Raw genomic sequence first — 24,195 nt, forward strand, 5'->3', positions numbered from 1 at the left:
CGCGGTTCGGCGCCGTCTATTTCTGGCGAAACAGTTTTTTACTTTTTTGAGGTGAGCGGGTGACAGCGATGAACAGCAGCAAGGGCCAGCGTCCGATCATCGCGGCCCTGTTGGCCACGACGATGATTGCGGGCCTGTCGGCCGTGCCGGCGATGGCCCAGAATGCGGCCCCGGCAGCACCGGCGGCTGCGCCGATCGCGGCGTCCACGGCCAATACGCCCGAAGGCACGATCCGCAGCATCACCGTGACCGGCACCCAGCGTCTGGAGCAGGACACGGTCATGTCCTACACCAAGCTGCGCGTGGGCCAGGCCTTCAGCCAGGAATCGCTCGATCAGGCGCTGCGCGACCTGTATGAGACCGAACTCTTCGCCGACGTCCAGATCCGCAACGATGGCGGCGCGCTGACCGTCGAGGTGAAGGAAAACCCCGTCATCAACCGTATCGTCCTTGAAGGTAATAAGCGCCTGAAGGACGACAAGATCCGTCCCGAAATAAAACTGGCGCCGCGCCAGATCTATACCCGCTCCAAGGTCCGCGCCGACGTTGCCCGCATCGTCGAGTTGTATCGCCGCCAGGGCCGCTTCGCCGCGACGATCGAGCCGAAAATGGTCCAACTGGACCAGAACCGCGTCGACATCGTGTTCGAAATCTCGGAAGGGCCCAAGTCCAAGGTCCGCCAGATCAACATCATCGGCAACGAGAAGTTCAAGGACGGCGAACTGCGCGGCCAGATGGTGACCAAGCAGTCGCGCTGGTTCCGCATCTTCTCGTCGGGCACCAGCTATGACCCGGATCGCCTGGCCTATGACCAGCAGAAACTGCGCCAATTCTACCTGACCGAAGGCTATGCCGATTTCCGCGTGATCTCGGCCGTCGCGGAACTGACGCCTGACAAGCAGGACTTCATCATCACTTATGTGGTCGAGGAAGGGGATCGCTACAAGTTCGGCGACGTGAAGGTCGAATCCGACATTCGCGACCTGTCGGGCGATGCGCTGACCCGCCGCCTGCCGATGAAGAAGGGCGACTGGTACAATGCCAAGCAGGTCGAGGACACGGTCGATACGCTGAGTGAAACCGCCGGCCTGTTCGGCTATGCCTTCGCCCAGGTCGAACCCGACTTCAACCGGTCGAAGGACGACCTGACGATGGGGATCAATTTCCGCATCGCCAACGCCCCGCGCGTCTATGTCGAGCGCGTCGACATCAACGGCAATACGCTGACCCAGGACAAGGTCGTCCGCCGCGAGTTCCGCCTGGCCGAAGGCGACGCCTTCAACAGCTTCCTGGTCAAGCGCTCGAAGGACCGCATCAACTCGCTCGGCTTCTTCCAGGAGAAGCTGGACATCGAGCAGAAGCCCGGCTCCGCGCCCGACCGCATCGTGCTGGAAACCAACGTCCAGGAAAAGTCGACCGGCGAACTCTCGCTTTCGGCCGGCTATTCCTCGCTCGAACGCTTCATCATCTCGGCGTCGATCACCCAGCGCAACTTCCGCGGCAAGGGCCAGGAACTGCGCACCTCGGTCAATTATTCGGCTTATTCCAAGTCGGTCGAAGTGGGCTTCACCGAGCCCTATTTCATGGACAAGAATATCGCGCTGGGCGGCGACATCTATCGCCGCGACCTCAACAGCTTCCGTTATCTCAGCAATAACGACCGCGACACCACCTATGAGCAGACCACGACCGGCTTCCAGCTGCGTGCCGGTGTGCCGATCACCGAATATGTGTCGCTGGCACTGCGCTACACGCTGAACTTCGACGACGTGACGCTGGACAAGGACACCTATTATACCGACGGCGTCTGCGACCCGCTGCTGGCCGGCCGCTATCTCTGCGATGCCATCGGCAAGCGCACCACCTCGTCGATCGGCTACTCGCTGATCTATGATACCCGTGACAACCGCATCCGTCCGACCCGTGGCCAGACCGTCACGCTGAGCCAGGACTTTGCCGGCCTGGGCGGCGATGTCCGCTACATTCGCACCCGCGCCAATGCCGCCAAATATTGGGGCCTGGGCGGCGGCTTCATCTTCTCGCTGACGGGGGAAGGCGGCTATATCCACAGCCTCCAGGGCACGCGCTATGACGCCACCGGCGCCGAAGTCGACCCGATCCGCCTGACCGACCGCTTCTTCCTGGGCGAACCGCAGATGCGCGGCTTCGACATTCGCGGCGTTGGTCCGCGCGTGAAGCGCTATTATCTGGTTTCGCAGACCAATGATGACGGTTCCACCAGCTATGTCCGTCAGACCGGCAACAATAATGTGTCGGATGACGCGCTGGGTGGCCGCGTCTATTATATGGCCCGCGCCGAAATGGAGATTCCGCTGGGTTCGGGTGCCCGTGAAATGGGCCTGCGTCCGTCGATCTTCGCGGATGTCGGCGCCGTTGCCGGCCTGAAGAATCCGGGCACCATCAACTTTGCGGGCTATTGCTCCGACTCCACCGGTTCGCTGAGCACCGTCCGTGCGACCGGCACGGCGGCCAGCCCGGTCTGCCCTGTTGGCTATGACACCAAGAGCGGCATGTTCGAGGAAGATTATCTGGGCGACACGCTGAAACCGCGTCTGTCCGTGGGCTTCGGCGTCAACTGGAACTCGCCCTTCGGGCCGTTCCGCATCGACATCGCCAAGGCCCTGCTCAAGGAACCGGGGGACGACAACAAACTCATCACCTTCAACGTAGGGACTCAATTCTGATGAAGACGTTTATCAAGGCTTTGGCGCTCGGTATCGCGCCTGTCACCGCCATCGCTCTGACCGCAGCGCCGGCCGCTGCCCAGTCGAAGCAGGGCATCGCCGTCGTCGATCTGCAGCGCGCGGTTGCCACCAGCGCGGCCTATTCGACCGCCCGCACCCAGATCCAGACCACCTACAAGGCGCAGATCGACAGCTTCACCGCGCGCAAGACCGCGATCGACACTGATCTCAAGACCAAGGGCGACGCCCTGCAGGCCGCGCTGAAGGCGGCCGGCGGCAAGCCGACCCCGGCGATCGAAACCCAGTATCAGCAGTTCCAGCAGTCGCAGCAGACCGCGCAGGCCGAACTGCAGCGCCTGGGCCAGCCGATCGCGCTCGCCAACGCCTATGTCGAGGAACAGATCACCGCCAAGCTGTCGGACGCGCTGAAGGCCGCCATGACCAAGGCGAAGGTCGACCTGGTCCTGTCGCCCGACGCGACCGTGTCCTATCAGCCGACCGTCGACATCACGGCCGCGGTCGTGACCGAACTCAACACGCTGGTGCCCAGCGTCGGCATCACCCCGCCCGCCGGCTGGCAGCCGGGCGGTCGTCAGGGCCAGGCTGCGGCCCCGGCCGCTGCCGCTCCGGCCCCCGCCAACCCGGCGCAGGCGCCCAAGTCGCGCTGATAAGATGACCGGAGAGGTTGATAACAAGGAAGCCCGTGGCCCGATAGATATCCGTCGGGTCATGGCTGCCCTGCCGCATCGCTACCCGATGCTGCTGGTTGACCGCGTGGCGTCGCTGGTGCCGAGCCAGTCGATCCACGCGATCAAGGCGGTGTCGATGAACGAGCCCTTCTTCCAGGGGCATTTCCCCGGCCGGCCGATCATGCCGGGCGTGCTGATCGTCGAGGCCATGGCCCAGGCGGCCGGCGTGCTGGTGGTCGATTCGCTGGGGCTCGCGGATTCGGGCAAGCTCGTCTATTTCATGAGCATCGACGGCGCGAAGTTCCGGACCCCGGTGGAGCCGGGCTGCCTGCTCGACCTGCATGTCGAAGTGACGCAGATGCGCGGCGCGGTCTGCAAGTTCGCCGGCCGTGCGCTGATCGACGGCAAGCTGGCGGCAGAAGCCAATTTCGTCGCGATGATCGCCGATCCACCCAAGGACTGAGCGAAGGCACATCCTTTTCCTTGCTTTGGCGCGCCGAAAACGCTAACCGCGCGCCTTCGCATTTTATCGCATCCATAGCCGGTCGGAACCGGCACACACACGGAGCAAGACGCCATGAAGGCCGATACCCACCCCGATTACCACTTCATCACCGTCCAGATGACCGACGGCACCACCTTCCAGACCCGCTCGACCTGGGGCAAGGAAGGCGACACGATGGCGCTCGACATCGACCCCAAGTCGCACCCGGCCTGGACCGGTGGCAACCGCCAACTGGACACCGGTGGCCAGGTTGCGCGCTTCAACAAGCGCTTTGGCGGCCTGACGCTGAAGAAGTAATCGGCCTTTCACAGGCACGATATCGAAAGGGCGCCCCACCGGGCGCCCTTTTTTGTGCCCGGACGCGATGCGGACGGCACAAAAAAAAGGGCCTCCAGCTAAAAGCTGGAGGCCGAGGTTCAGGGGAGGATCAGCGGCGACAGAGGGGGATCTGCAAGGGGATGCCGCTGACAAGGAATGATCTAGCCCGCAAATGCTGCGGGCGAATGTCCCGATTATTACCGAGGCCGATCGGTGCTGAAATGTCGGGACACGGCTATATTTCTCCCCTCCCTTCCAGGGAGGGGGGGGGCGCCGCGTCAGCGGCGCTCCACGGTCGATAGGGAGGAAGCTCGCTGCGCTCGCTACCCACCCCTACTCCTCCCTGGAAGGGAGGGGCGGTAATTGCCTGCTGTGTAATAGGCCCTCGTTAGGCGCCGGCGCGGTCCGCGTCGAGGAATGCCGCCACATCGTCCAGCACCACATCCTTCGACAGGAAGGTCTGGCCGATGCCGCGCGCCAGCAGGAAGGGCAGGGTGCCCGCCGCCATCTTCTTGTCGTGCAGCATATGCGCCACCAGCGCCGCGCCGTCGGCCGTCACATGGGCGCTGGCCAGGTCATGGGGCAGACCGATCGCCTTCAGATGCGCGGTGACCCGTTCCGCATCCTGCGCGCTGCACAGGCCAAGGCGCGCCGAATAGCGGAAGGCGAGCGCCATGCCGGCGGCCACGCCCTCGCCATGGAGCAGCGTGTCGGAAAAGCCGGTATCGGCCTCCAGCGCATGGCCGAAGGTGTGGCCCAGGTTCAGCAGGGCGCGCCGGCCGGTCGTCTCGCGCTCGTCATCGGCGACGATCGCCGCCTTAGCGCGCACGCTGCGCTCGATCGCATAGGTGCGGGCTGCCGCGTCGCCGTCCAGCAGCCGGTCGGCATTGGCCTCGCACCAGGTAAAGAAGTCGGGATCGTCGATCAGGCCATATTTGACCACCTCGGCATAGCCGGCGCGGGTTTCGCGCAGCGGCAGGCTGTCGAGCACCGACGGGTCGATCAGCACCAGGCTGGGCTGGTAGAAGCTGCCGATCAGATTCTTGCCGGCGCGTGCGTTGATCGCGGTCTTGCCGCCGACCGAGCTGTCGACCTGCGCCAGCAGGGTGGTGGGCAACTGCACGAAATGGCAGCCGCGCTTCAGGATGGACGACGCAAAGCCGACCAGGTCGCCGATCACGCCGCCGCCCAGCGCGATCACATGGTCGCCACGCTCGATCTCCAGCGCCAGCAGCGCGTCGAGTAGTTCCTCCAGATGGCGCCAGCTCTTGGTCTGTTCGCCCGCCGGCAGGATGATCGGTTCGATGACGATATTGGCGTGGCGCAGGCTGGCGTCGAGCCGGGGCAGTTGCGCCGCCGCGACATGGGTGTCGGTGACGACCACCAGCCGCCCGCCACGGGCATAGCGCGCCAGATGGTCGGCCGCGCGGTCGAGTGCGCCCTGTTCGATGACGATGTCATAGCTGCGCGCGCCCAGCGCGACGGGGACTAGTGCCATGCGGATAGCTGCTCCAGGATGCGGTCGACGGCGACTTCGTGCGGCGCGGCGATGCTCTTCACATGGATCGGCGCCAGCGCGTAGATAGGGTTGCGGACCGCCGCCAACTCGGTCAGCACGATGCGCGGGTCGCGATCCTTCAGCAGCGGGCGCCCCTCTCGGCGGGAAACACGATCGACCAGCACCTCGATATCGGCATCCAGCCAGATGGTGGTGGCATGGTCCAGGATCAGCGCGCGGGTCTCGTCCTGCATGAAGGCGCCGCCGCCGGTCGCGATCACCTTGGGCACGCCGTCCATCAGCCGGGCGATCACCCGGCGCTCGCCATCGCGGAAATGGGCCTCGCCATAGCGGGCGAATATCTCGCTCACGCTCATGCCGGCGGCCCGCTCAATCTCTTCATCGGCATCGACGAAGCTCAGGCCCAGGCGCGCGGCAAGGCGCCGGCCGACGGTGGATTTGCCCACGCCCATCATGCCGATCAGCACGATCGGGCCGCGCTTGGCTTTGCTCTCCGGGAATTTGCTGTTTCGCTGCATGGCGAGGGGGGCTATACAGCCAGCCGTCGCTGAGGCAAACGCAACTTTCCCCTGTCGTCCGGCAAACATCGCCGGGCCAGCCGCAGAAGAGACCATGAAGAATAATCGTTCCCTGAGCAGTTTCGAAGGCGGTTCGCGCCGTCGCACCCGTCTGCCGATCCTTCCGATCGCGGCGGTGTTGGTTCTTGTCCTGCTGATCGGCGTGCTCTGGTCGCGCGGTGGCGAGCAGCCGCAACAGCCCGTCGAGAAGGTCATCCCGGCCGAGAAACTGGGTCAGTAAGCCGCATGAGCCGCCTGCGGGGGAATGCAAAATGGGCGCTGGGCAGCTTTGCGCTCGCCCTGGCGCTGCCGGTCGTCGCGCAGCAGGCGCCCGAATCGCTGCTACCGCCCGGCTTTGGTGATCCGGCCCCGGCGCCGACCCCCACGCCCGCGCAGCCGGCCCGTCCGGCATCGCCCGCACCGGTCGTCCCGACCGTGCCGGTCACGCCGTCGCCGTCGGGCGAAATCGTCCAGCCGCTCGACCTGTCGGTCGCCAATGCGGTGGACAATGCCGCCGAGGCGATGAGCGCGGACGAACTGGCCGCTGAAAAGGCCAAATATGACCTGCCGCAGAGCGCGCGCCGCTCGCTCGACCGCATTGGCCCGCTGACCCCGGCCACGCGCGGCATGGAACCCGACGCCTTCGGCGCGGAATATGGCCCCTATCTCGCCACGCTGATGAAGCAGACCCATGCGCCGATCCTGTCGCGCTGGGCCTCCATCCTGCTGCGGCGCGCGCTGCTCAGCGCCACAAACACGCCGCGCGGCATCAATGGCGCCGACTGGGCGGCCGAGCGCGCCTGGCTGCTGCTGCGCATGGGGGAGGCGGACAGCGCCCGGCTGCTGGTGCAGAGCGTCGACCCCGACAAATATACGCCGCGTCTCTACGCGATCGCGATGCAGACCTATCTGGCGACCGCCGATCCGGCTGGCCTGTGCCCGCTGTCGGCGGGCGCGCTGCGCACCAGCAAGGAACCGGGCTGGGACATGACGCGGGCGATCTGCCCGGCGCTGTCGGGCGATCAGGGTTCGGCCAGCGCTGCACTCAATCAGGCCCAGCGCAAGGGCGTGGTGCGCGGCATCGATTATCGCTTGGCCGAAAAGATGGTCGGCGCGGGCTTCAATGCGCGTCGTTCGGTCAAGATCGAATGGGACGGCGTCGATGGCCTCACCGCCTGGCGCTATGGCCTGGCGACGGCGCTCAACGTGCCGATCCCCGACGACATGTTCGGTAGCGTCGGCCCGCACGTCCGCGCCTGGGAAGCCCGCGCGCCGGCACTGACCGCCGTGCGCCGCCTGCCGGGCAGCGAAGTCGCGGCGCGACTGGGCGTCTTCTCCAGCGAGGCGCTGGTCAATTTCTATGCCGAGCTGGGCAGCGAAGGCGATCTCGCGTCCGATCTGGCCGATCGCGTCGATGCGCTGCGCAATGCCTATTCCGGCCCGACTGCGGGTGCCCGCATCCAGGCGATGCAGACGCTGTGGCGCGACAATGGCGCGCCCGACTATGTCGGCCTGATCGCCACCGCCCGCGCCGCCGCCGCACTGCCGGTGTCGCAGGCCGATGCGCGCGATGCCGCCAATCTGGTCGCGGCGATGCTGACCGCCGGCTATGATCGCAATGCGGCCCGCTGGGCGCAGGCGATCGGCCAGATCGATGGCGATGGCGCGCAGGATTTCTGGGCCTTGCTCGCGGTCGGCGCCCCCAGCACGGTCGTCGACAGCGGCAGCAGCCGCATCTCCAGCTATGTCGGCGATGCCGGCCCTGAAAAGGGACGGATGCTGATCGCCGCACTGGCGGGCCTGTCGCGTCTGTCGGCCAATGATGCGGCCGCGCTGGCGCAGGATAATGGCTTCACCCTGGCCGCCAACAGCCGCTGGGCGCGTGCGATCGACGCCGCGTCGCAGCGGGGCGAGAAGGCGACCGTGGCACTGCTCGCTGCCGTCGGCATGCAGGGGCGCGACTGGCATCGCCTGCCGCCCGGCCATCTCTATCATGTGGTGGCGGCGCTGCATCGCGTCGGGCTGGACCCGGAGGCGCGGATGATCGCGGCCGAGGCCCTGACCCGCCTGTCCTGACCCGGTCCGGGGCGATGGATGATGATGCCGTCCTGATCGACCGCTTCCTCGAAATGATGGCGGCGGAACGGGGCGCGTCGCGCAACACGCTGCTTGCCTATCGCACGGACCTTCAGGGCGCGGGCGAGATTGTCGGCGGGCTTGCCGCGGCCAGCCAGGACACGCTCGGCCGCCTTGCTGGCGAATGGGCGCCGCTCGCGGCCTCCACCGTGGCGCGCAAGGCGTCCGCGCTGCGCGCCTTCTACGCCTTTCTGGAGGAAGAGGGGCTGCGCGCCGACAATCCCGGCGCGGCATTGCCCCGGCCGGTCACACGCCGGCCGCTGCCCAAGATATTGTCGTCGCAGGAGGTCGATTCGCTTTTTGCCCTGATCGCCCAGCGGGTGGAGACGGCGCATCCCGCGCCGCTCGACCTGCGGCTCTCGGCGCTGATCGAACTTCTCTATGGCTCGGGCCTGCGCGCGACCGAACTGGTTTCGCTGCCGCGCAAGGCTCTGGCCGTCGATCGCCCCTTCCTCATAATCAAGGGCAAGGGCGCGCGCGAACGGCTGGTGCCGATCTCCGACCGTGCCCGCGCCGCCGTCGCCACCTGGCTCGCCCATGTGCCGGCCGACAGCCTCTGGCTTTTTCCCTCGGGCAAGAGCCATGTCAGCCGCATTCGCCTCTATCAGCTTGTGAAGCAACTGGCCGCAGCGGCCGGCATCGCACCCGAACGGGTCAGCCCCCATGTGCTGCGCCATGCCTTTGCCACCCATTTGCTGGAGGGCGGGGCGGACCTGCGCGCGCTGCAATCGATGCTGGGCCATGCCGATATCGGCACGACGCAAATCTACACCCATGTCGACAGCCGCCGGCTGGTCGAACTGGTCAACAGTCGGCACCCGCTGGCCGGCATGCAAGCCAGGATCGCGCATCCCCGCGTTGACGGCGACGCGTCCGCGCCTTAACGCCATCCGCCATGGTAAGCTTTCTCGAATTTGAAAAGCCGGTCGCAGAGCTGGAAGCCCGCATCATCGAACTGCGCCAGACGGCCTCCGTCGGCGACATCGACATCAGTGGCGAGATCAACACGCTGGAACAGCGTGCCGACAAGATGCTGTCGGACATCTATGCCAAGCTGACGCCCTGGCAGAAGACGCAGGTGGCCCGCCACCCCGAACGCCCGCACTTCAAGGATTATGTCGCGGGCATGTTCGACAATTTCATGCCGCTGGCCGGCGACCGCGCCTTTGCCGACGATCAGGCGATCATCGGCGGCTTCGCGACGCTGGGCGAGCGCAAGGTCATGGTCATCGGCCATGAAAAGGGCGACGACACTGCCAGCCGCGTCCGCCACAATTTCGGCATGGCCAAGCCCGAAGGCTATCGCAAGGCGATCCGCCTGATGGAACTGGCTGATCGCTTCGGCCTGCCGGTCGTCACGCTGGTCGATACCTCGGGTGCCTTTCCCGGCGTCCAGGCCGAAGAACGCGGTCAGGCCGAAGCCATTGCCCGTTCGACCGAAGCCTGTCTGGCGCTCGGAGTCCCCATGGTCGCGGCCGTGGTGGGCGAGGGCGGCTCGGGCGGCGCAGTGGCGCTGGCCGCGGCCAATCGCGTGCTGATGTTCGAACATGCCGTCTATTCGGTGATCTCGCCCGAAGGTTGCGCCTCGATCCTGTGGCGCACCGCCGACAAGGCCAGCGACGCGGCGACCGCGATGCAGGTCACGGCGCAGCATTTGAAGGGCCTGGGCGTGATCGACCGTATCGTCGTAGAGCCAGTGGGCGGCGCCCATCGCGAGCCGGTGCAGGCGATCGCCAATCTGGGTGCAGCCATTGGCGAGGAACTGGACGCGCTGTCCGGCCTCGAACCGCAGGCGCTGCGTACCGATCGCGCCGACAAGTTCCTGGCCATCGGTATCTGACGTCAATTTCCCGGAACAGCATCCTGTCCTCGCTCGTTACGGCACGGTAACAGGGGGCAGGGTGTCAAGGATGGGAATGGAATGAATCGGACATGGTTGTCGGCCGGCCTTGGCGTCGGCCTGATCGTCGCGGGCGTTGCGCCGGCGGTGCTGGGGCAGCAGCGGGCGATTCGCACCGTCTCCTCGATCAGCGCGCAGGACAAGGCGTCGGGCGCCAAGCAGCATCCCGAGCTGCTCAAGGAATTTGGCGGCGCCTATGTCGGGCCGCAGGCGCGCTATGTGGAAACGGTCGGACGCCGCATCGCGGTCCAGTCCGGCCTCTCCAATGCGCAGGGCGATTTCACCGTCACCCTGCTCAACTCCCCGGTCAACAACGCCTTCGCCATCCCCGGCGGCTATGTCTATGTCACGCGCCAGCTGATGGCGCTGATGAATGACGAGGCGCAACTGGCCGGCGTGCTGGGTCATGAAGTCGGCCATGTCGCCGCTCAGCATGGCCAGCGGCGCCAGCAGGCGGCGCAACGCAACGCGATCGGCGGCGCGCTGCTGCAGGTGCTGACCGGCGCCTTGCTGGGCGATTCGGCGCTGGGCGGCGTGCTGCAGCAGGGGATTGGCACCGGCAGCCAGCTTCTGACCCTCAAATTTTCGCGCAGCCAGGAATATGAGGCGGACGACCTCGGCATCCGCTACCTCGCCTCGGCCGGCTATGATCCCCGTGCGCTGTCGGACATGCTCGCCTCGCTGGCGGCGCAGACCAGCCTAGACCAGCGGGTATCGGGCGACGCGCGCTCCATGCCCGAATGGGCCAGCACCCATCCCGATCCGGGCGAGCGCGTCGATCGGGCGGCGCAGATGGCGTCACGCACCGGCGCGACCAGTACGTTGCGCAACCGCGACGCGTTCCTGACGGCGCTCAATGGCGTCCTCTATGGCGATGATCCCAAGCAGGGGGTGATCGACGGCAGCCGTTTCCGCCACCCCGACCTGCGCCTGTCCTTCACTGCGCCATCGGGCTTCGGCATGGAAAATGGCGCGGATGCGGTCAGCATCACCGGTTCGGGCGGTCAGGCGCAGTTTGGCGGCATGGCCTATAATGGCAATCTGTCGACCTATATCGATTCGGTGCTCAAGCGACTCGCGGGCAATGCCGGCGCGCCGCCTGCGGGTGAGGTGCAGCGCACGACGATCAACGGCCTGCCGGCCGCCTGGCGCACGGTGCGCGCCAACACCAAGTCGGGGCAGATCGACGCCACCGTCTTCGCCTATGATTTCGGCGGCGGGAAGGCCTATCATTTCCTGCTGCTGACCCCGGCAGGCAAGGGGGTCGGCCCGTTCGACTCGATGGTCCGTTCGGTCCAGCGCCTGTCGGCGCAGGAGGCAGCGGCGATCAAGCCGCGCCGCGTCAATCTGGTGACCGTCAAGGCGGGCGACACTGTCCAGTCGCTTGGGCGCCGCATGGCCTATAGCGATTATCCGCTGGAACGCTTCCTGGTGCTGAATGCGCTCAACGAACGTTCCGTGCTCAAGCCGGGCGATCGGGTGAAGATCGTCACCTGGTAAGCTTCTGCGCGCTCCAGGCAAAGAAAAAGGGCGGCGGAATTGCTTCCGCCGCCCTTTTCTAACATCGGTTTCGAGCTTACTTCAGGTTGCCCGAAACGTTGTTGAAGGTGCTGCCCAGCTTCGAGCCCAGGCTGGTCATGGCGCCGATGGCGGCCACGGCGATCAGAGCGGCGATCAGACCGTATTCGATGGCGGTCGCGCCCTTTTCGTTCTTCAGCATCTTGCGAATGAACTGCATGTGATGTCTCCTTGACAAACGTTACGTTAAACTACCCGGCCGCCCCGCTATGAATTAGGTCAGCGAAGACTTGTCTAGTTTGGCTCGGTTGAGAAAAGTTTAATGCGGAAAGTGGCGTGTCAGAATTTGTTGGTTAATGCTTGGTAACTTCTTCGGCGACGTTGTTCCACATGCCGGTCGTTCGTGTCGCGACGTTGTTCAGCGCCGCGATCATGGCCAGCACGATCATCGCGATGATCAGGCCATATTCGACCGCGGTTGCCCCCCGCTCACATCGCGAAAGCGCGGATTTCGTTACGAATTCGATGATCGCGCGCATATGACCCCGCTTGGCTACAGACACTCCACAATCTGGGTGTAAAACAGCCACGGTTAACAAAGCCCTTGCAAGGGAGCGTTATGCAGAGTTTTACCCCGTTTCTGGTCGTGGCCGTCGCCCTGATCGATGCCGATGGGCGCGTTTTGGTGCAGCAACGGCCGCCTGGAAAGCCGATGGCGGACCTGTGGGAATTTCCCGGTGGCAAGGTGGAGCCGGGCGAAACGCCCGAGGCGGCGCTTGTGCGCGAACTGGAGGAGGAACTGGGGATCCGCACCCATGAAAGCTGCCTCGCGCCCGCGACTTTCGCCAGCGCGCCGCTGGAGAACAAGCATCTGCTGTTGTTGCTCTATGTCTGCCGCAAATGGGAAGGGGGGCCTGAAGCGCGCCATGCCACCGCGCTGCAATGGGTGCGGCCCGCGCAAATGTATGCGCTCGACATGCCACCGGCCGACCTGCCGCTGATCGGCATTCTCGACGCGCTCATCTGATGGGAAATCCGGCTCTGCACCGATGGTGCAGGGGCAGGCCATAAAGGGCAGGGGAAGGGCGATGCGCGCCTTCCCCCGCAGCCTGTAAACGGGGCCAACCGCCGGACAGCCGGCCCCGCGCGTCAGTCTCAGTCTTCCTTGGCCTTGCTCTGCAGCTGGACATAATTCTGGATGCCCATGCGCTCGATCATCTCGAACTGGGTCTCCAGCGTGTCGACATGCTCTTCCTCGCTTTCGAGGATATACTGGAAAAGGTCGCGGCTGACGAAGTCCTTGATCGACTCGCAATAGGCGATGGCATCGCGCAGCACCGGCAGCGCCTCATATTCCAGCTCCAGATCCGCCTTGAGGATTTCCTCGACGGTCTCGCCGATCTTCAGGCGGCCGAGCAGCTGGAAATTGGGCAGGCCGTCGAGGAACAGGATGCGCTCCGCCACCTTGTCGGCGTGCTTCATCTCGTCGATCGATTCCTCATATTCGAACTTGGCGAGCTTTTCGATGCCCCAATGGTTGAGGATGCGATAGTGGAGGAAATATTGGTTGATCGCGGTCAGCTCGTTCTTGAGGACCTCGTTCAGATAATCGATAACCTTCTGGTCGCCCTTCATGGCGCTATGCTCCGGCTGTTATTGGGAATGCCGGACATATAAAGGTTTCGCATCCGGTTGTTAAGCCGGAAAGGCGCAGAAAACCGCCATTTTTCAGGCAGCTATTGCGTGGTGTTCGCGATTGTCAGGGGCCTTTTACTGCGCCTGCTTCGCAATCTATTCAGGCCGTCGCGCGCTCCGCCGCGATGATCGTGCGGGCATAGCCGACACATTGGCCGCACTTGGGACGGCGGCCGAAACGGGCATAGGCGCTACAGGGGGTATCGGCACCATCGCGCGCCGCTTCCCGCAGATCCTTTTCGCGAATGGCATTGCAAACACAGACGACCATTGGATTCTCCTGACCCGTGAAATAGGTCAGATGCTAATGGATCGCAATAGAAGATCATGCGCTCCTGCGAATCTTTTGCAGTTTCCCCTGTTGCAGGCTGCGCCACACCCATTCGGCCGGCCCCATCGCGAATCGGTCGAGCCAGGGCTTGGACCACAGCAGCATCACCGCCCAGGCGGCGATAAGGAGGAGCGGAAAGGCCGCTGGGCGAACCTGTCCGAACAGCCCCAGCCCCCAGCCATAGAAGATCGCCGTCATGATGAGGCTGGTGCCCAGATAATTGCTGAGCGCCATGCGCCCGGTCGCGGCGATCCGACCGACCAGCCAATGATCGCGATGCCGCGCCAGCAGCCACAGGATCAGCGCCGCCCAGCCGACCGCCAGCGGGATGCGGAAGGGGAAGGACCATAGCAGCGCGGTCGAAAAGGCGGTCAGCGGGGCGAAGCCGCTCGCGATCACCCAGATGGTCAGGCCGGTCATCGGCACCAGTCCGATCAGGAAGCAATGGCGCGCGGTCTGCCGATATTGCTCGGCGGGCCAGCGGCCGATCAGGAAGCCGCCCTTCAGCATCGCCATGCCCAGCAGCATGAAGCCCAGCGTGTCGAGCCCGGTGAAGAGGAAGGTCCACAGCCAGTCGCCGACAAAGCCGGTCAGATGGTGGCGCACGATCCCGGCGAAGCTGCCGGTATAGATGGCGATATCCTGCTGGATGATCGGGCTGCTGGGGTCGGACAGGCCAGCGAGGAAGCTGTCGAGTCCCTCGCGCGTCGCGGCGGCCGCGCCGGGGGCAGCGGCGGCATGGGCCCAGCCATAGAGGCTGGCGATGAAGGCGCCACAGATCAGGAAATGAATGAGGAAGGCAAGGAACGCCCATTTGACCAGCGCCAGCGGCTCCTTCTGGGCAAAGAGCAGGGCGATGGTGCCGACCACCGCATAGGTCACCAATATGTCGCCCCACCACAGCAATATGTGATGCAGCAGGCCGATCGCCAGCAGCCAGCCGCCGCGCACCAGTTGCGTCCGTGTGCCGTCGCGCCCGGCCATTTCCTCCCGGTCGATCAGCAGCAGCATCGACGCGCCGAACAGCAGCGAGAACAGCCCCCGCATCTTGCCGTCGACCAGGATCAAGCTGCTGGCCCAGAAGGCGATGTCGCCGGTCGACATCGGCCCGGCCGCGACCGGATTGAAATAGGCGTTCTGCGGCAGCGCGAAGGCGGTGATGTTCATCCACAATATGCCCATCACCGCGCAGCCGCGCAGCACGTCCATGGCGGGGATACGGGGCGATGCGGCGGTCATGCGGGCAATCCTTGAAGATGCTGGCCAAGCGGCCATGGCTCTGCCATGCGCCTAGCCATGAATGATGGCCGCAAGCAACGGATAAGCGAGTCCTTCGGCGCGGCGGCAGACCGGTATGACGATCATGCCGGGCCGCAGCGGACGGCCGCAGCCCTGGTCGCCGACATCGCCCAGCGGCAAAGTCCGGAAGGCGTCGCCCGCATCCTGGAAATCGGTTGCGGCACCGGCCTGCTCACGCGCGACATCCAGGCCCGCTGGCCCGGCGCGGAACTGGTCGCCACGGACATCTCGCCAAAGATGCTCGACCGCGCGGCATCGGCCGGGCTGGTCGCCGGCACCTTCCTTACGATGGATGGAGAGGCGCCCTCGTTCGAGGGCGAATGGTTCGACCTCATCCTCTCCAGCCTCGCCTTCCAATGGTTTGACGACCTGCCCGCCGCGATCGCCCGGCTGGTGGCGTTGCTGCGCCCCGGCGGCAGCCTCATTTTCTCGACCATGGGGCAGGGCAGTTTCGCCCAGTGGCGCGCCGCCCATGCGGCCTGCGATCTGACGCCAGGCGTCCCCGCCTATCCCTCGCTCGACGCGCTGCGCGCGATGCTGGCGGCCTATGGCGACGCCTTCGCCTTTGACGAGACCGTCCTGCTGGACGGACAGGGCGCCCGCGCGCTGATCGGCCATCTCAAGGGCATCGGCGCGGTGGTGCCGGACGAGGGCCGTCGGCCGCTCTCCCCTGCTGCGCTGCGCCGGGTCATGGCCGCCTATGATGAGGCTGGCGGCCGTGACGTCTATCAGTTGCTGATTGGCCGGGTGACGCGCGCGGACCAGGCATAGGGGCCGATCACCGTGCCGACGAAGCCGCCAGCCTCATGGGTGCTGAGGAAGCGGATATCGACATCGCGTGCCAGCACTGTCTCCCGCCCGTCGACGCCATAGGCGAAGCGCGCCGTGCCGCCTCCAAGGGCGATGGTCAGGCGGACGGGCTTGGCCGGGTCGACCGGCGCGGCAGCGACCAGCCTGTCACGATCGCTGTCCTCGCGCAGCATCAGGGCGATCTGCGGTTTTCCGCCCTTCTGCGTCACGCCGAAGAACAGGAAGGATCGGTCGGATTGCACCGCCGCCAGCCCCGCCAGATCCCCCTCCGTCTCCGGCCGATAGGTCAGGTCCGTGCTGATGGTCGCGACATGATGCTGCTGGCGCCGCCCGACAAAGGCCGGGGCGCCGCTAAGGTCACCCAGCGCGGTCGCGCCGTCCAGCACCAGCGCGCCCGCCTCCAGTCGGTAAAGTGGTGCCTTGGGCGTCCGCAGTCCGATCCAGTCCATGCTAAGGCGCGGCCCATCGAACCGGTCGCGATAGGCAAAATCGCCGCTGGTCGGCGGCGCATGTGCATCGCGCACCGGCAGGGCCGGGCGCTTCGCCACATAGGGAATGGCCTTGCCGGCGTCCAATATATGCGGCCAGCCATCGCACCATGCGACCGGCAGCAGGAAGGTCTCGCGCCCGATATTGTAGAGGTCGGGGCCATAGGGGCGAGTGGCGAGGAAGGTCGCCCACCAGTCACCCGCCTGCGTCTGCACCAGCTTGGCATGGCCGGCCGATGTCACCGGATGGGGGCGGGCCGGGTCCAGGCTGCGCTGGCTCAGGATCGGATTGCCGGCATAGGGAGTGAAGGGGCCGCGCAGGTCGCGGGCGCGGAACACCACTTCGCTATGCTGGTCGCCGGTGCCACCCTCGGCCGCGATCAGATAATAATATCCCTCGCGCTTCAGCAGATGCGGTCCCTCGATCCAGGACGGCTTCTGGCGGATGTCGACGCCGCCATTGACGATCTGCGTCGCTGTGCCGCTCATCTTGAGCGCGCGCCAGTCAAATTCCTGCACCCAGATCGCCCGATGCCCCTCATAGCGGGGCGGTTCGGTCGGCGCGCGATTACTGACGATGAAGGCGCGCTCGCCTTCCCAGTAGATCGACGGATCGATCCCCTCGAACGGCAGCCAGTGGGGCTTGGACCAGGGGCCGGCCGCATCCTTTGCCGTCATCACGAAATTACCGCCGCAATCGACGCAGGTGCCGACCAGGTAGAAGAGCCCGTCATGGAAGGAGATATCGGGCGCGAACATGCCGCGCGAACTGCGCAGGCCGCTGAAATCAAACTGGTCGGGCCGGTCGATCGCATTGCTGATCTGGCGCCAATGGACCATGTCGGTCGACCGGAAGACCGGCAGCCCCGGATAATGGGCGAAGGAGGAGTTGACGAGATAATAGGTCTCGCCGACCCGCGTGATCGATGGATCGGGATAATAGCCCAACAGGATCGGATTGCGATAGTCGTCCGGGCCGGGCGTCATCTGTTCCTGGGCGCGTCCCTCATAGCGGAAATCGCTGAAGCGGGCGGGGCCTGCCAGGGCCGGGCCGGCAATGGCGGCCAGCAACAGCAAGGCGGCACGACGGGTCTTGCGCATATCCTCTCCTCCCATTTTTCCCGAGCATAGGAGAGAGAAATTGATAGCGCTATCAAAAATCCGGTCCGGCGCACGCAAACGGGCCAGGATATGTCAACTTCGCTGTCACTATCTTCTCTGGCGCCCGGCAGCGATGAAGGCAATCGGCAGGCCGACCAGGATGCAGTGGGAGAAGAGCTGGTTGCCGATATTCCAAATGATCCGGCCGATCGGCAGCGCGGCATAGGCGGCGGGCAACCACATGGCGGGCCAGCGCCACGGCCGCACGATCCAGTACATGATTGCCCAGAGCAGCAGGCCATAGAGCAGGCCGGCGACGACCGGATGGCCGCGCAGGGCAGGGCGTCGCTCCGCGATCAGCATATAGGCGGCCGCCATGCAGGCCATGATCGCGAAATGGACGGCTAGGCCGGCAATCGCCCATAGCCAGGCGGGATCGCCCCGCGCGCGATCGCCCAGCGGGCCGCTCGCGACAAATTGCAGCACCGCATGCGGCGCCGTGCCTGCCATGCCGGCAAAGACGAAGGCGGAAAATATGTCGAGTGTGCCGGCAATCAAGGTTGCCCGGATGATCCTCTCGCGCATGGTGCGCTCCCCATTTTCTCGGGGCGATCATGACAGATTGCGATGAACTTGTCCCGCCGGATGCGCTGCACCCGGCGGGACGGAAAGATTTAGAGCTCGCTGTCCATCAGTGCGGGGAAGAAGCCCTCATGTGCGGTGCGCAGCGCGTCGATCGACACGCCCGCCACGCTGTCGCCGCCGACGGTGCCGATCTTGACCGCGCCCGCAATCTCGACGCCGGCCGGCGCCGTGACGACATAGCGGCTCTGGTCTTCGCCGAAGGCCGAAGCGGTGGTCAGCGCCACGTCCAGCGTCGCGCCGATCTTGCCGGCCAGCGCCATTTCCGCGATCGTGACGATCAGGCCACCGTCGGAAATGTCATGCACGGCATTGACCGTGCCGGCCACCACCAGCGCGCGGACGGCGTCGCCATTGGCGCGCTCGACCGCCAGGTCGACCTTGGGCGCGTCACCCGCTTCGCGGCCGGCAATCTCGCGCAGCCAGATGCTCTGGCCTAGATGCGTGCCTTCACCGCCGACCAGCCAGATCGCGTCGCCTTCATTCTTGAACGCCACGGTCGCCATCTTGTCGATGTCGGCCAGCAGGCCGATGCCGCCGATCGCCGGGGTCGGCAGGATCGCCGAGCCACCGCCGGTCGCCTTGGATTCATTGTAGAGGCTGACATTGCCCGACACGATCGGGAAGTCGAACGCACGGCAGGCGTCGCCCATGCCTTCCAGGCAGCCGGTCAGCTGCGCCATGATCTCGGGGCGCTGCGGATTGGCGAAGTTGAGGCAGTTGGTGACCGCCAGCGGGGTCGATCCGACCGCGCTCAGGTTGCGATAGCATTCCGCGATTGCCTGCTTGCCGCCTTCATAGGGGTCGGCATAGCAATAGCGCGGGGTGCAGTCGGTGCTGATGGCAATGCCCTTGCGGCTGCCATGGACGCGGACCACCGCGGCGTCGCCGCCGGGGCGCTGCACCGTGTCGGCGCCGACCATATGGTCATACTGCTCCCAGATCCAGCGACGGCTGGCGATGTCGGGGCTGCCCATCAGCGTGACGAGGTCCGCGCCGATGTCGGCGCTTTCGGCGATCTCGCCCAGCGGCTCGACCTTCGACCAGATCTTATACTCGTCCTTCGGCATCGAGGGACGGTCATAGAGCGGCGCATCGTCGGCCAGCGGCGCGAGCGGAATATCGCAGACGATCTCGCCCTTATGCTCCAGCACCATGCGGCCGGTGTCGGTGACATGGCCGATGACGGCGAAGTCGAGTTCCCACTTCTTGAAGATCGCCTCGGCAAAGGCTTCGCGGCCGGGCTTGAGCACCATGAGCATGCGCTCCTGGCTTTCCGACAGCATCATCTCATAGGTGGTCATGCCGGTTTCGCGCTGCGGCACGTCATCCATCTTGAGATGCAGGCCGACGCCGCCCTTCGACGCCATTTCGACCGAGGAAGAGGTGAGGCCGGCGGCGCCCATGTCCTGAATGGCGACGATCGCGTCCGACGCCATCAGTTCCAGGCACGCCTCGATCAGCAGCTTTTCGGTGAAGGGGTCGCCGACCTGGACGGTGGGGCGCTTCTCTTCGCTATCCTCGCCGAAATCGGCCGAGGCCATGGTCGCGCCATGGATGCCGTCGCGGCCGGTCTTGGACCCGACATAGACGATCGGGTTGCCCACGCCGCTGGCGGCCGAATAGAAGATCTTGTCGGTATCGGCGATGCCGACGGTCATCGCATTGACCAGGATATTGCCGTCATAGGCCGGGTGGAAGTTCACCTCGCCACCCACGGTCGGCACGCCGACGCAATTGCCATAGCCGCCAATGCCGTGGACCACGCCGCTGATGAGATGCTTCATCTTGGGGTGGTCGGGGCGGCCGAAGCGCAGTGCGTTCATGTTGGCCACCGGGCGGGCACCCATGGTGAACACGTCGCGCAGAATGCCGCCGACGCCGGTCGCGGCGCCCTGATAGGGTTCGATGTAGCTGGGGTGGTTGTGGCTCTCCATCTTGAAGATGGCGGCCTGGCCATCGCCGATGTCGACCACGCCGGCATTTTCGCCGGGGCCACAGATCACCTGCGGACCCTTGGTGGGCAGCTTCATCAGGTGGATCTTGGAGGATTTGTAAGAGCAGTGCTCCGACCACATGACCGAAAAGATCCCGAGTTCCGTCAGGTTCGGCTCGCGGCCGATCGCCTTCAGGACGCGATCATATTCTTCGGGGGACAGACCGTGCTCGGCAACGATCTGCGGGGTGATCTGGGGGGCGCTGCTGGACATGAGCGCGCCTTTAGACGCGTGGCGCGGGATTCACAATGGGGAGGCGGCGGCCAAGTCATGGCCGCCGCCCTTAAGTCGCTTAACAGCTGCTGTTGCGGTCGATCGCGCGGCCGGCCAGGGCGCCAGCGCCAGCGCCGACGACGGTGCCGGTGGTGCGATCGCCGCGGGTGTCGACCGCGCGACCCAGCAGGGCACCGGCAACGCCGCCCAGCAGCAGGCCGGTGGTGCCGCCCGACTTGCGGCAGCGATAGTCACCGCGATAGCCGCGACGGTCGGAATAGCGACCATGGTCATAATGGCGGTCGCCACGGTGCCAGCCACGATCATGGCCGCGGGCGAAGGAGGTCGCCGGAACGGCGGTGGCGACGGTTGCGGTCGCCAGGGCCATGGCGATCAGGCTCTTCTTGAAGTTCATGGGTCATCTCCTCGACCTGTTTATCTCTGGTACGAGGCTGTTCTGCCACCGGCTGGCTGGCAACATCCTGAACCGGCACGTTATCTGTCGTTCAGGAAAGGCGCTGGGCATGAAAAAGGGCCGGTTCCTAGGGAAGAACCGGCCCCTGTCAGAAAAAAGACTCAGGCAATGCTGCGATCAGACGTGGCAGGCCTGCGCCGACTTGCCGGGGACGGTGATCGTCACGTCGTTGCCCGAACCCTTGACCTCATAACCACCTTCGGCGGTGAAGGGCTGGCCAGCTTCGGCAGCCTTCAGCATGGTGGGCGCGCCATTCTTTTCGGTGCGCAGGATCGCGCTCTTGTCGTCGCTCATATAGTCGACGAAGAACAGGCTGTTGTCCTTGCAGCGGAACTGCTTGTTGGCCTTGACCGACGGCGGCAGCTCGACCGGCGCGGCGTTGGCAAGCTGGGCAGCCATCGGATCGGCGGGGCCGCCGACGACTTCGGGTTCGTCACTCTTGTTGCAGGCCGACAGCATGGTCAGGCCGGCAACGGCGATGAGGGGGAGATAATATTTCATAGCGATCCTTTTATGTGCGCTTGCAACATTGTGCGTCAACGCAAAACTGCCCGAATTCCGCCACGCCTGTGCAGCGACGTCATGACGTTTGCGTGACAGCGGCGCTATTGACCCACTATTGGGCGGCCTTGGGTCTGCTGCCATGTCATCCGCGCTTGACCCCGTGGACAGGGGCGGTCAATGCAGGCGCATGGCTGAGGAAAATACCCCGCAAAAGGATCTGTCCCAATTGTCGTTCGAGGATGCGCTGCGCGCACTCGAATCGATCGTCCGCCGGCTGGAAAGTGGCGATGTCCCGCTCGATGAGTCGATCTCGCTCTATGCCCAGGGTGAAGAACTGCGCAAGCGCTGCACCGAACGGCTGCAGGCGGCCGAGGCGCGCATCAGCAAGCTGACCGTCGATGCCGGCGGCGCCATCACCGGCGCCCAGCCGTTCGGCGCGGATTGACCCACTGCATGGAACGGAGCGCGGCAGGCGCGCTGGTCGCCGCCCGTGCGGCAACGGTCGCGGCCGATATCGACCGGGCGTTCGACGCGCTGCTGGCGATCCCGAACGATCCGCGCCATCGCCTCTATGAGGCGATGCGCCATGCCGCGATCGGGGGCGGCAAGCGGCTGCGGCCGCTGCTGGTGCAGGCGACCTGCGACCTGTTCAACATTTCCCGCGAATCCGCGCTGCGCGTCGGCCTCGCGATCGAATGCATCCATGTCTATTCGCTGGTGCATGACGATCTGCCGGCGATGGACGATGACGATATGCGGCGCGGCAAGCCGACCGTTCACAAGGCGTTCGACGAAGCAACCGCTATCCTGGCCGGCGATTGCCTCCATGATCTCGCCTTCGAAATCCTCGCCGACGAACAGACCCATCCCGATGCCTTTGTCCGCATCGACCTCGTCAAGGCACTCGCCGTCGCCAGCGGCCCGGCCGGCATGGCAGGTGGGCAGATGATGGACCTGGAGGCGGAAAAGACCCGCTTCGATCTCGCCACCGTCACCCGACTGCAAAATCTCAAGACCGGCGCGCTGATCGGCTTCTGCGTCGATGCGGCCGCCATCATGGCGCGCATCCCGGTCGATGCGCGCACGGGCCTGCATGGCTATGCCCGCGACATCGGCCTCGCCTTCCAGATTGCCGACGACCTGCTCGATGTGGAGGGCGACGCGGCCGTGGCCGGCAAGGCGCTGGGCAAGGATGCCGCCGCCGGCAAGGAAACCTTCGTCTCGCTCCTGGGGGTGGACCGGGCGCGGGAACAGGGGCGCCTGCTCGTTGAACAGGCCAAGGTGCACCTGCACGGCCATGGCGCGGAGGCGGACCTGCTGCGCGCTATTGCCGACTATATTGTGGAGAGGGACCGCTAGATCATGAGCAAGTCGCGTATCGGTGTCTATCCCGGCACCTTCGATCCCATCACCCTTGGCCATATGGACATCATCCGCCGCGGCGCGAAGCTGGTCGACAAGCTGGTGATCGGCGTCACCACCAACATCAGCAAGTCGCCTATGTTTTCCGATGAGGAACGGCTGGACATGGTTCGCCGCGAATGCGCGGACATCGACACAGAAATCGTCGTCACCGGCTTCAACTCGCTGTTGATGGACTTTGCCGAATCGCAGGGGGCCAGCGTCATCATCCGGGGCCTGCGCGCCGTCGCCGACTTCGAATATGAATATCAGATGGCGGGCATGAACCAGCAGATCAACAGCCGGGTCGAAACCGTCTTCCTGATGGCCGACGTCTCGTTGCAGCCGATCGCGTCGCGTCTGGTCAAGGAAATCGCCCTCTATGGCGGGCCGATCCACAAGTTCGTCAGCCCCGCCGTGCGCGAGGAGGTGGAGGCGCGGGTTGCCGCGCTCGGCCTCAAGGGGCAGGGCTAGGAACGGGTTGTCGCCAATGTTGCCGTCTCGTTTCAGCCCGCGTTCAGTTGCCAATCCCGATCAGGGCGCTATCAGGACGGCTTGACCTTCCCGGGCAAGATCTAAGGAAAGCTTATTCGCATGCGTTTCACTTCCGCGCTCAAGACCGTGGCGATCGGTTTCGCCCTCACCGCGTCCAGCGTGGCCTTCGCCCAGGGTGGCGGCGGTGGCGGCGGCGGTGCCGAGGAAATGAAGAAGGCGGAGACCGCTGCGAAGGCGGAGCAGAATGCCAAGTCGCTGGGCGCACAGCTGACGCCGCAGCTGCCGCCGGCGACCATTCCGGCCGACCCGCAGAATATCTGGGATCTTGACCTGTCGAGCGGCGGCCGCGTGCGCATTCAGCTGCGCCCGGACATCGCCCCCAACCATGTCGAGCGGATCAAGGAACTGACCCGCCAGGGCTTCTACAATGGCCTGAAGTTCCACCGCGTCATCCCCGGCTTCATGGCCCAGGGCGGCGATCCCAAGGGGGACGGCACCGGCGGTTCGACGCTGCCCGACCTCAAGGCCGAGTTCAATCCGATGCCGCATCTGCGCGGCACCCTGTCCATGGCCCGCGCCCAGAGCGAGGACAGCGCCAACAGCCAGTTCTTCATCGTGCTGCTGCCGCGCATGCAGCTCGACAAGAAATATACCGTCTTCGGTCGCGTGATCGAAGGCATGCAATATGTCGACGCGATCCATGAGGGCGAGCCGCCGGCCGACCCGACCGTGATCCTGCAGGCCTCGATCGAGAGCGACGGCAAGCCGCCGGTGCTGGCGCCGCCGCCCCCGCCGCCGGCGCCCGAACCTGCGGCCCTGCCGTCGAAGAAATCGGCTGCCCCGGCCAAGAAGCCGGCCCCCAAGAAGAAGTGAGTTTGCGCCCGGAAGGGCCATCAT

27 protein-coding genes are annotated in these 24,195 nt (G+C 65.3%); 15 read left to right on the top strand and 12 right to left on the bottom strand.

Features of this window, described 5'->3' with window-relative positions; translation table 11 throughout:
* Positions 1–68 precede the first annotated feature (68 nt).
* From bamA to rpmE, 4 genes are all read left to right on the top strand, one after another.
* A complete protein-coding gene (gene bamA, locus JQK15_RS14155; RefSeq protein ID WP_017499847.1) occupies positions 69–2,705 on the top strand; it encodes an outer membrane protein assembly factor BamA in 2,637 nt (878 codons plus the stop codon).
* Entirely contained in the window at positions 2,705–3,373 is a 669-nt protein-coding gene (locus tag JQK15_RS14160; RefSeq protein ID WP_004211184.1) for an OmpH family outer membrane protein, read from the top strand. The genes bamA and JQK15_RS14160 overlap by 1 nt, the downstream gene beginning before the upstream one ends.
* A gap of 4 nt (positions 3,374–3,377) precedes the next feature.
* Complete coding sequence (gene fabZ / locus JQK15_RS14165) at positions 3,378–3,857, top strand: 3-hydroxyacyl-ACP dehydratase FabZ (RefSeq protein ID WP_214866146.1); 480 nt, start codon at positions 3,378–3,380, stop codon at positions 3,855–3,857.
* A gap of 114 nt (positions 3,858–3,971) precedes the next feature.
* The gene (gene rpmE / locus JQK15_RS14170) at positions 3,972–4,196 is read left to right on the top strand and encodes a 50S ribosomal protein L31 (protein ID WP_004211187.1); all 225 of its coding nucleotides are present in this window, start codon (positions 3,972–3,974) and stop codon (positions 4,194–4,196) included.
* A gap of 409 nt (positions 4,197–4,605) precedes the next feature.
* On the opposite strand, the gene aroB is transcribed toward rpmE, so the two are convergent.
* Positions 4,606–5,715, bottom strand: a complete 1,110-nt coding sequence (gene aroB / locus JQK15_RS14175) for a 3-dehydroquinate synthase (protein ID WP_214866147.1) — start codon at positions 5,713–5,715, stop codon at positions 4,606–4,608.
* Positions 5,706–6,254, bottom strand: a complete 549-nt coding sequence (locus JQK15_RS14180) for a shikimate kinase (protein ID WP_004211191.1) — start codon at positions 6,252–6,254, stop codon at positions 5,706–5,708. The genes aroB and JQK15_RS14180 overlap by 10 nt, the downstream gene beginning before the upstream one ends.
* Positions 6,255–6,348: 94 nt before the next feature.
* Between JQK15_RS14180 and JQK15_RS14185 the strand changes: the two genes are divergently transcribed.
* The 5 genes from JQK15_RS14185 to JQK15_RS14205 all read left to right on the top strand — a co-directional run bounded on the left by JQK15_RS14185 (position 6,349) and on the right by JQK15_RS14205 (position 11,829).
* On the top strand, positions 6,349–6,534 hold the full coding sequence (locus tag JQK15_RS14185; RefSeq protein WP_004211192.1) for a hypothetical protein: 186 nt from the start codon (positions 6,349–6,351) through the stop codon (positions 6,532–6,534).
* Positions 6,535–6,539: 5 nt separating this feature from the next.
* Entirely contained in the window at positions 6,540–8,369 is a 1,830-nt protein-coding gene (locus tag JQK15_RS14190; RefSeq protein ID WP_136187843.1) for a hypothetical protein, read from the top strand.
* A 14-nt stretch (positions 8,370–8,383) separates the two neighbouring features.
* Complete coding sequence (locus JQK15_RS14195; RefSeq protein WP_214866148.1) at positions 8,384–9,313, top strand: tyrosine recombinase; 930 nt, start codon at positions 8,384–8,386, stop codon at positions 9,311–9,313.
* Between the two features lie 11 nt (positions 9,314–9,324).
* Positions 9,325–10,269, top strand: coding sequence for an acetyl-CoA carboxylase carboxyltransferase subunit alpha (locus tag JQK15_RS14200; protein WP_004211198.1), 945 nt, complete (start codon positions 9,325–9,327; stop codon positions 10,267–10,269).
* Between the two features lie 81 nt (positions 10,270–10,350).
* Positions 10,351–11,829: a M48 family metalloprotease gene (locus tag JQK15_RS14205; RefSeq protein WP_214866149.1), complete on the top strand. Its 1,479-nt coding sequence runs from the start codon at positions 10,351–10,353 to the stop codon at positions 11,827–11,829.
* A 76-nt stretch (positions 11,830–11,905) separates the two neighbouring features.
* On the opposite strand, the gene JQK15_RS14210 is transcribed toward JQK15_RS14205, so the two are convergent.
* Entirely contained in the window at positions 11,906–12,067 is a 162-nt protein-coding gene (locus JQK15_RS14210; protein WP_004211201.1) for a Flp family type IVb pilin, read from the bottom strand.
* Between the two features lie 133 nt (positions 12,068–12,200).
* Positions 12,201–12,386, bottom strand: coding sequence for a Flp family type IVb pilin (locus tag JQK15_RS14215; RefSeq protein WP_048937848.1), 186 nt, complete (start codon positions 12,384–12,386; stop codon positions 12,201–12,203).
* Between the two features lie 80 nt (positions 12,387–12,466).
* Between JQK15_RS14215 and JQK15_RS14220 the strand changes: the two genes are divergently transcribed.
* The gene (locus tag JQK15_RS14220) at positions 12,467–12,874 is read left to right on the top strand and encodes a (deoxy)nucleoside triphosphate pyrophosphohydrolase (RefSeq protein WP_048937849.1); all 408 of its coding nucleotides are present in this window, start codon (positions 12,467–12,469) and stop codon (positions 12,872–12,874) included.
* A 128-nt stretch (positions 12,875–13,002) separates the two neighbouring features.
* Here JQK15_RS14220 and bfr read toward each other — a convergent pair whose 3' ends face one another.
* From bfr to JQK15_RS14235, 3 genes are all read right to left on the bottom strand, one after another.
* Entirely contained in the window at positions 13,003–13,482 is a 480-nt protein-coding gene (gene bfr, locus JQK15_RS14225) for a bacterioferritin (RefSeq protein WP_004211204.1), read from the bottom strand.
* A gap of 160 nt (positions 13,483–13,642) precedes the next feature.
* Entirely contained in the window at positions 13,643–13,813 is a 171-nt protein-coding gene (locus JQK15_RS14230; RefSeq protein WP_004211205.1) for a (2Fe-2S)-binding protein, read from the bottom strand.
* Positions 13,814–13,867: 54 nt separating this feature from the next.
* Entirely contained in the window at positions 13,868–15,112 is a 1,245-nt protein-coding gene (locus tag JQK15_RS14235; RefSeq protein ID WP_214866150.1) for a DUF418 domain-containing protein, read from the bottom strand.
* 57 nt (positions 15,113–15,169) lie between these two features.
* Between JQK15_RS14235 and JQK15_RS14240 the strand changes: the two genes are divergently transcribed.
* Positions 15,170–15,943, top strand: coding sequence for a methyltransferase domain-containing protein (locus JQK15_RS14240; RefSeq protein ID WP_214866191.1), 774 nt, complete (start codon positions 15,170–15,172; stop codon positions 15,941–15,943).
* Here the strand turns inward: JQK15_RS14240 and JQK15_RS14245 are convergent.
* The 5 genes from JQK15_RS14245 to JQK15_RS14265 form a co-directional block, all read right to left on the bottom strand.
* The gene (locus JQK15_RS14245) at positions 15,901–17,571 is read right to left on the bottom strand and encodes a glycoside hydrolase family 43 protein (protein ID WP_214866151.1); all 1,671 of its coding nucleotides are present in this window, start codon (positions 17,569–17,571) and stop codon (positions 15,901–15,903) included. The two genes, JQK15_RS14240 and JQK15_RS14245, sit on opposite strands and share 43 nt — an antisense overlap.
* Positions 17,572–17,679: 108 nt before the next feature.
* Positions 17,680–18,156 (bottom strand): hypothetical protein, encoded by a 477-nt coding sequence (locus JQK15_RS14250; protein ID WP_214866152.1) that lies wholly within the window; start codon positions 18,154–18,156, stop codon positions 17,680–17,682.
* Between the two features lie 89 nt (positions 18,157–18,245).
* The gene (gene purL / locus JQK15_RS14255; protein WP_214866153.1) at positions 18,246–20,423 is read right to left on the bottom strand and encodes a phosphoribosylformylglycinamidine synthase subunit PurL; all 2,178 of its coding nucleotides are present in this window, start codon (positions 20,421–20,423) and stop codon (positions 18,246–18,248) included.
* A gap of 79 nt (positions 20,424–20,502) precedes the next feature.
* Positions 20,503–20,838 carry a glycine zipper 2TM domain-containing protein gene (locus tag JQK15_RS14260; protein WP_004211212.1) on the bottom strand — a complete coding sequence of 112 codons (336 nt, stop codon included), beginning with the start codon at positions 20,836–20,838 and terminating at the stop codon, positions 20,503–20,505.
* Between the two features lie 177 nt (positions 20,839–21,015).
* On the bottom strand, positions 21,016–21,399 hold the full coding sequence (locus JQK15_RS14265; protein WP_004211213.1) for a hypothetical protein: 384 nt from the start codon (positions 21,397–21,399) through the stop codon (positions 21,016–21,018).
* A gap of 190 nt (positions 21,400–21,589) precedes the next feature.
* On the opposite strand from JQK15_RS14265, the gene JQK15_RS14270 reads away from it, so the two are divergent.
* From JQK15_RS14270 to JQK15_RS14285, 4 genes are all read left to right on the top strand, one after another.
* Positions 21,590–21,847: an exodeoxyribonuclease VII small subunit gene (locus JQK15_RS14270; protein WP_004211214.1), complete on the top strand. Its 258-nt coding sequence runs from the start codon at positions 21,590–21,592 to the stop codon at positions 21,845–21,847.
* 8 nt (positions 21,848–21,855) lie between these two features.
* Complete coding sequence (locus JQK15_RS14275; protein ID WP_214866154.1) at positions 21,856–22,761, top strand: polyprenyl synthetase family protein; 906 nt, start codon at positions 21,856–21,858, stop codon at positions 22,759–22,761.
* Positions 22,762–22,764: 3 nt separating this feature from the next.
* A complete protein-coding gene (coaD, locus tag JQK15_RS14280; RefSeq protein WP_010337450.1) occupies positions 22,765–23,277 on the top strand; it encodes a pantetheine-phosphate adenylyltransferase in 513 nt (170 codons plus the stop codon).
* Positions 23,278–23,397: 120 nt separating this feature from the next.
* Complete coding sequence (locus JQK15_RS14285) at positions 23,398–24,171, top strand: peptidylprolyl isomerase (protein ID WP_214866155.1); 774 nt, start codon at positions 23,398–23,400, stop codon at positions 24,169–24,171.
* Positions 24,172–24,195 lie beyond the last annotated feature (24 nt).

The sequence above is a fragment of the Sphingobium sp. BHU LFT2 genome, from assembly GCF_018604485.1.
Lineage (GTDB): Bacteria > Pseudomonadota > Alphaproteobacteria > Sphingomonadales > Sphingomonadaceae > Sphingobium > Sphingobium yanoikuyae_A.

Bases quoted from the DNA above. Each gene is read 5' to 3' on its own strand.
- bamA (WP_017499847.1), top strand. From the start codon at position 69: ATGAACAGCAGCAAGGGCCAGCGTCCGATCATCGCGGCCCTGTTGGCC.
- JQK15_RS14160 (WP_004211184.1), top strand. From the start codon at position 2,705: ATGAAGACGTTTATCAAGGCTTTGGCGCTCGGTATCGCGCCTGTCACC.
- fabZ (WP_214866146.1), top strand. From the start codon at position 3,378: ATGACCGGAGAGGTTGATAACAAGGAAGCCCGTGGCCCGATAGATATC.
- rpmE (WP_004211187.1), top strand. From the start codon at position 3,972: ATGAAGGCCGATACCCACCCCGATTACCACTTCATCACCGTCCAGATG.
- aroB (WP_214866147.1), bottom strand. From the start codon at position 5,715: ATGGCACTAGTCCCCGTCGCGCTGGGCGCGCGCAGCTATGACATCGTC.
- JQK15_RS14180 (WP_004211191.1), bottom strand. From the start codon at position 6,254: ATGCAGCGAAACAGCAAATTCCCGGAGAGCAAAGCCAAGCGCGGCCCG.
- JQK15_RS14185 (WP_004211192.1), top strand. From the start codon at position 6,349: ATGAAGAATAATCGTTCCCTGAGCAGTTTCGAAGGCGGTTCGCGCCGT.
- JQK15_RS14190 (WP_136187843.1), top strand. From the start codon at position 6,540: ATGAGCCGCCTGCGGGGGAATGCAAAATGGGCGCTGGGCAGCTTTGCG.
- JQK15_RS14195 (WP_214866148.1), top strand. From the start codon at position 8,384: ATGGATGATGATGCCGTCCTGATCGACCGCTTCCTCGAAATGATGGCG.
- JQK15_RS14200 (WP_004211198.1), top strand. From the start codon at position 9,325: ATGGTAAGCTTTCTCGAATTTGAAAAGCCGGTCGCAGAGCTGGAAGCC.
- JQK15_RS14205 (WP_214866149.1), top strand. From the start codon at position 10,351: ATGAATCGGACATGGTTGTCGGCCGGCCTTGGCGTCGGCCTGATCGTC.
- JQK15_RS14210 (WP_004211201.1), bottom strand. From the start codon at position 12,067: ATGCAGTTCATTCGCAAGATGCTGAAGAACGAAAAGGGCGCGACCGCC.
- JQK15_RS14215 (WP_048937848.1), bottom strand. From the start codon at position 12,386: ATGCGCGCGATCATCGAATTCGTAACGAAATCCGCGCTTTCGCGATGT.
- JQK15_RS14220 (WP_048937849.1), top strand. From the start codon at position 12,467: ATGCAGAGTTTTACCCCGTTTCTGGTCGTGGCCGTCGCCCTGATCGAT.
- bfr (WP_004211204.1), bottom strand. From the start codon at position 13,482: ATGAAGGGCGACCAGAAGGTTATCGATTATCTGAACGAGGTCCTCAAG.
- JQK15_RS14230 (WP_004211205.1), bottom strand. From the start codon at position 13,813: ATGGTCGTCTGTGTTTGCAATGCCATTCGCGAAAAGGATCTGCGGGAA.
- JQK15_RS14235 (WP_214866150.1), bottom strand. From the start codon at position 15,112: ATGACCGCCGCATCGCCCCGTATCCCCGCCATGGACGTGCTGCGCGGC.
- JQK15_RS14240 (WP_214866191.1), top strand. From the start codon at position 15,170: ATGAATGATGGCCGCAAGCAACGGATAAGCGAGTCCTTCGGCGCGGCG.
- JQK15_RS14245 (WP_214866151.1), bottom strand. From the start codon at position 17,571: ATGCGCAAGACCCGTCGTGCCGCCTTGCTGTTGCTGGCCGCCATTGCC.
- JQK15_RS14250 (WP_214866152.1), bottom strand. From the start codon at position 18,156: ATGCGCGAGAGGATCATCCGGGCAACCTTGATTGCCGGCACACTCGAC.
- purL (WP_214866153.1), bottom strand. From the start codon at position 20,423: ATGTCCAGCAGCGCCCCCCAGATCACCCCGCAGATCGTTGCCGAGCAC.
- JQK15_RS14260 (WP_004211212.1), bottom strand. From the start codon at position 20,838: ATGAACTTCAAGAAGAGCCTGATCGCCATGGCCCTGGCGACCGCAACC.
- JQK15_RS14265 (WP_004211213.1), bottom strand. From the start codon at position 21,399: ATGAAATATTATCTCCCCCTCATCGCCGTTGCCGGCCTGACCATGCTG.
- JQK15_RS14270 (WP_004211214.1), top strand. From the start codon at position 21,590: ATGGCTGAGGAAAATACCCCGCAAAAGGATCTGTCCCAATTGTCGTTC.
- JQK15_RS14275 (WP_214866154.1), top strand. From the start codon at position 21,856: ATGGAACGGAGCGCGGCAGGCGCGCTGGTCGCCGCCCGTGCGGCAACG.
- coaD (WP_010337450.1), top strand. From the start codon at position 22,765: ATGAGCAAGTCGCGTATCGGTGTCTATCCCGGCACCTTCGATCCCATC.
- JQK15_RS14285 (WP_214866155.1), top strand. From the start codon at position 23,398: ATGCGTTTCACTTCCGCGCTCAAGACCGTGGCGATCGGTTTCGCCCTC.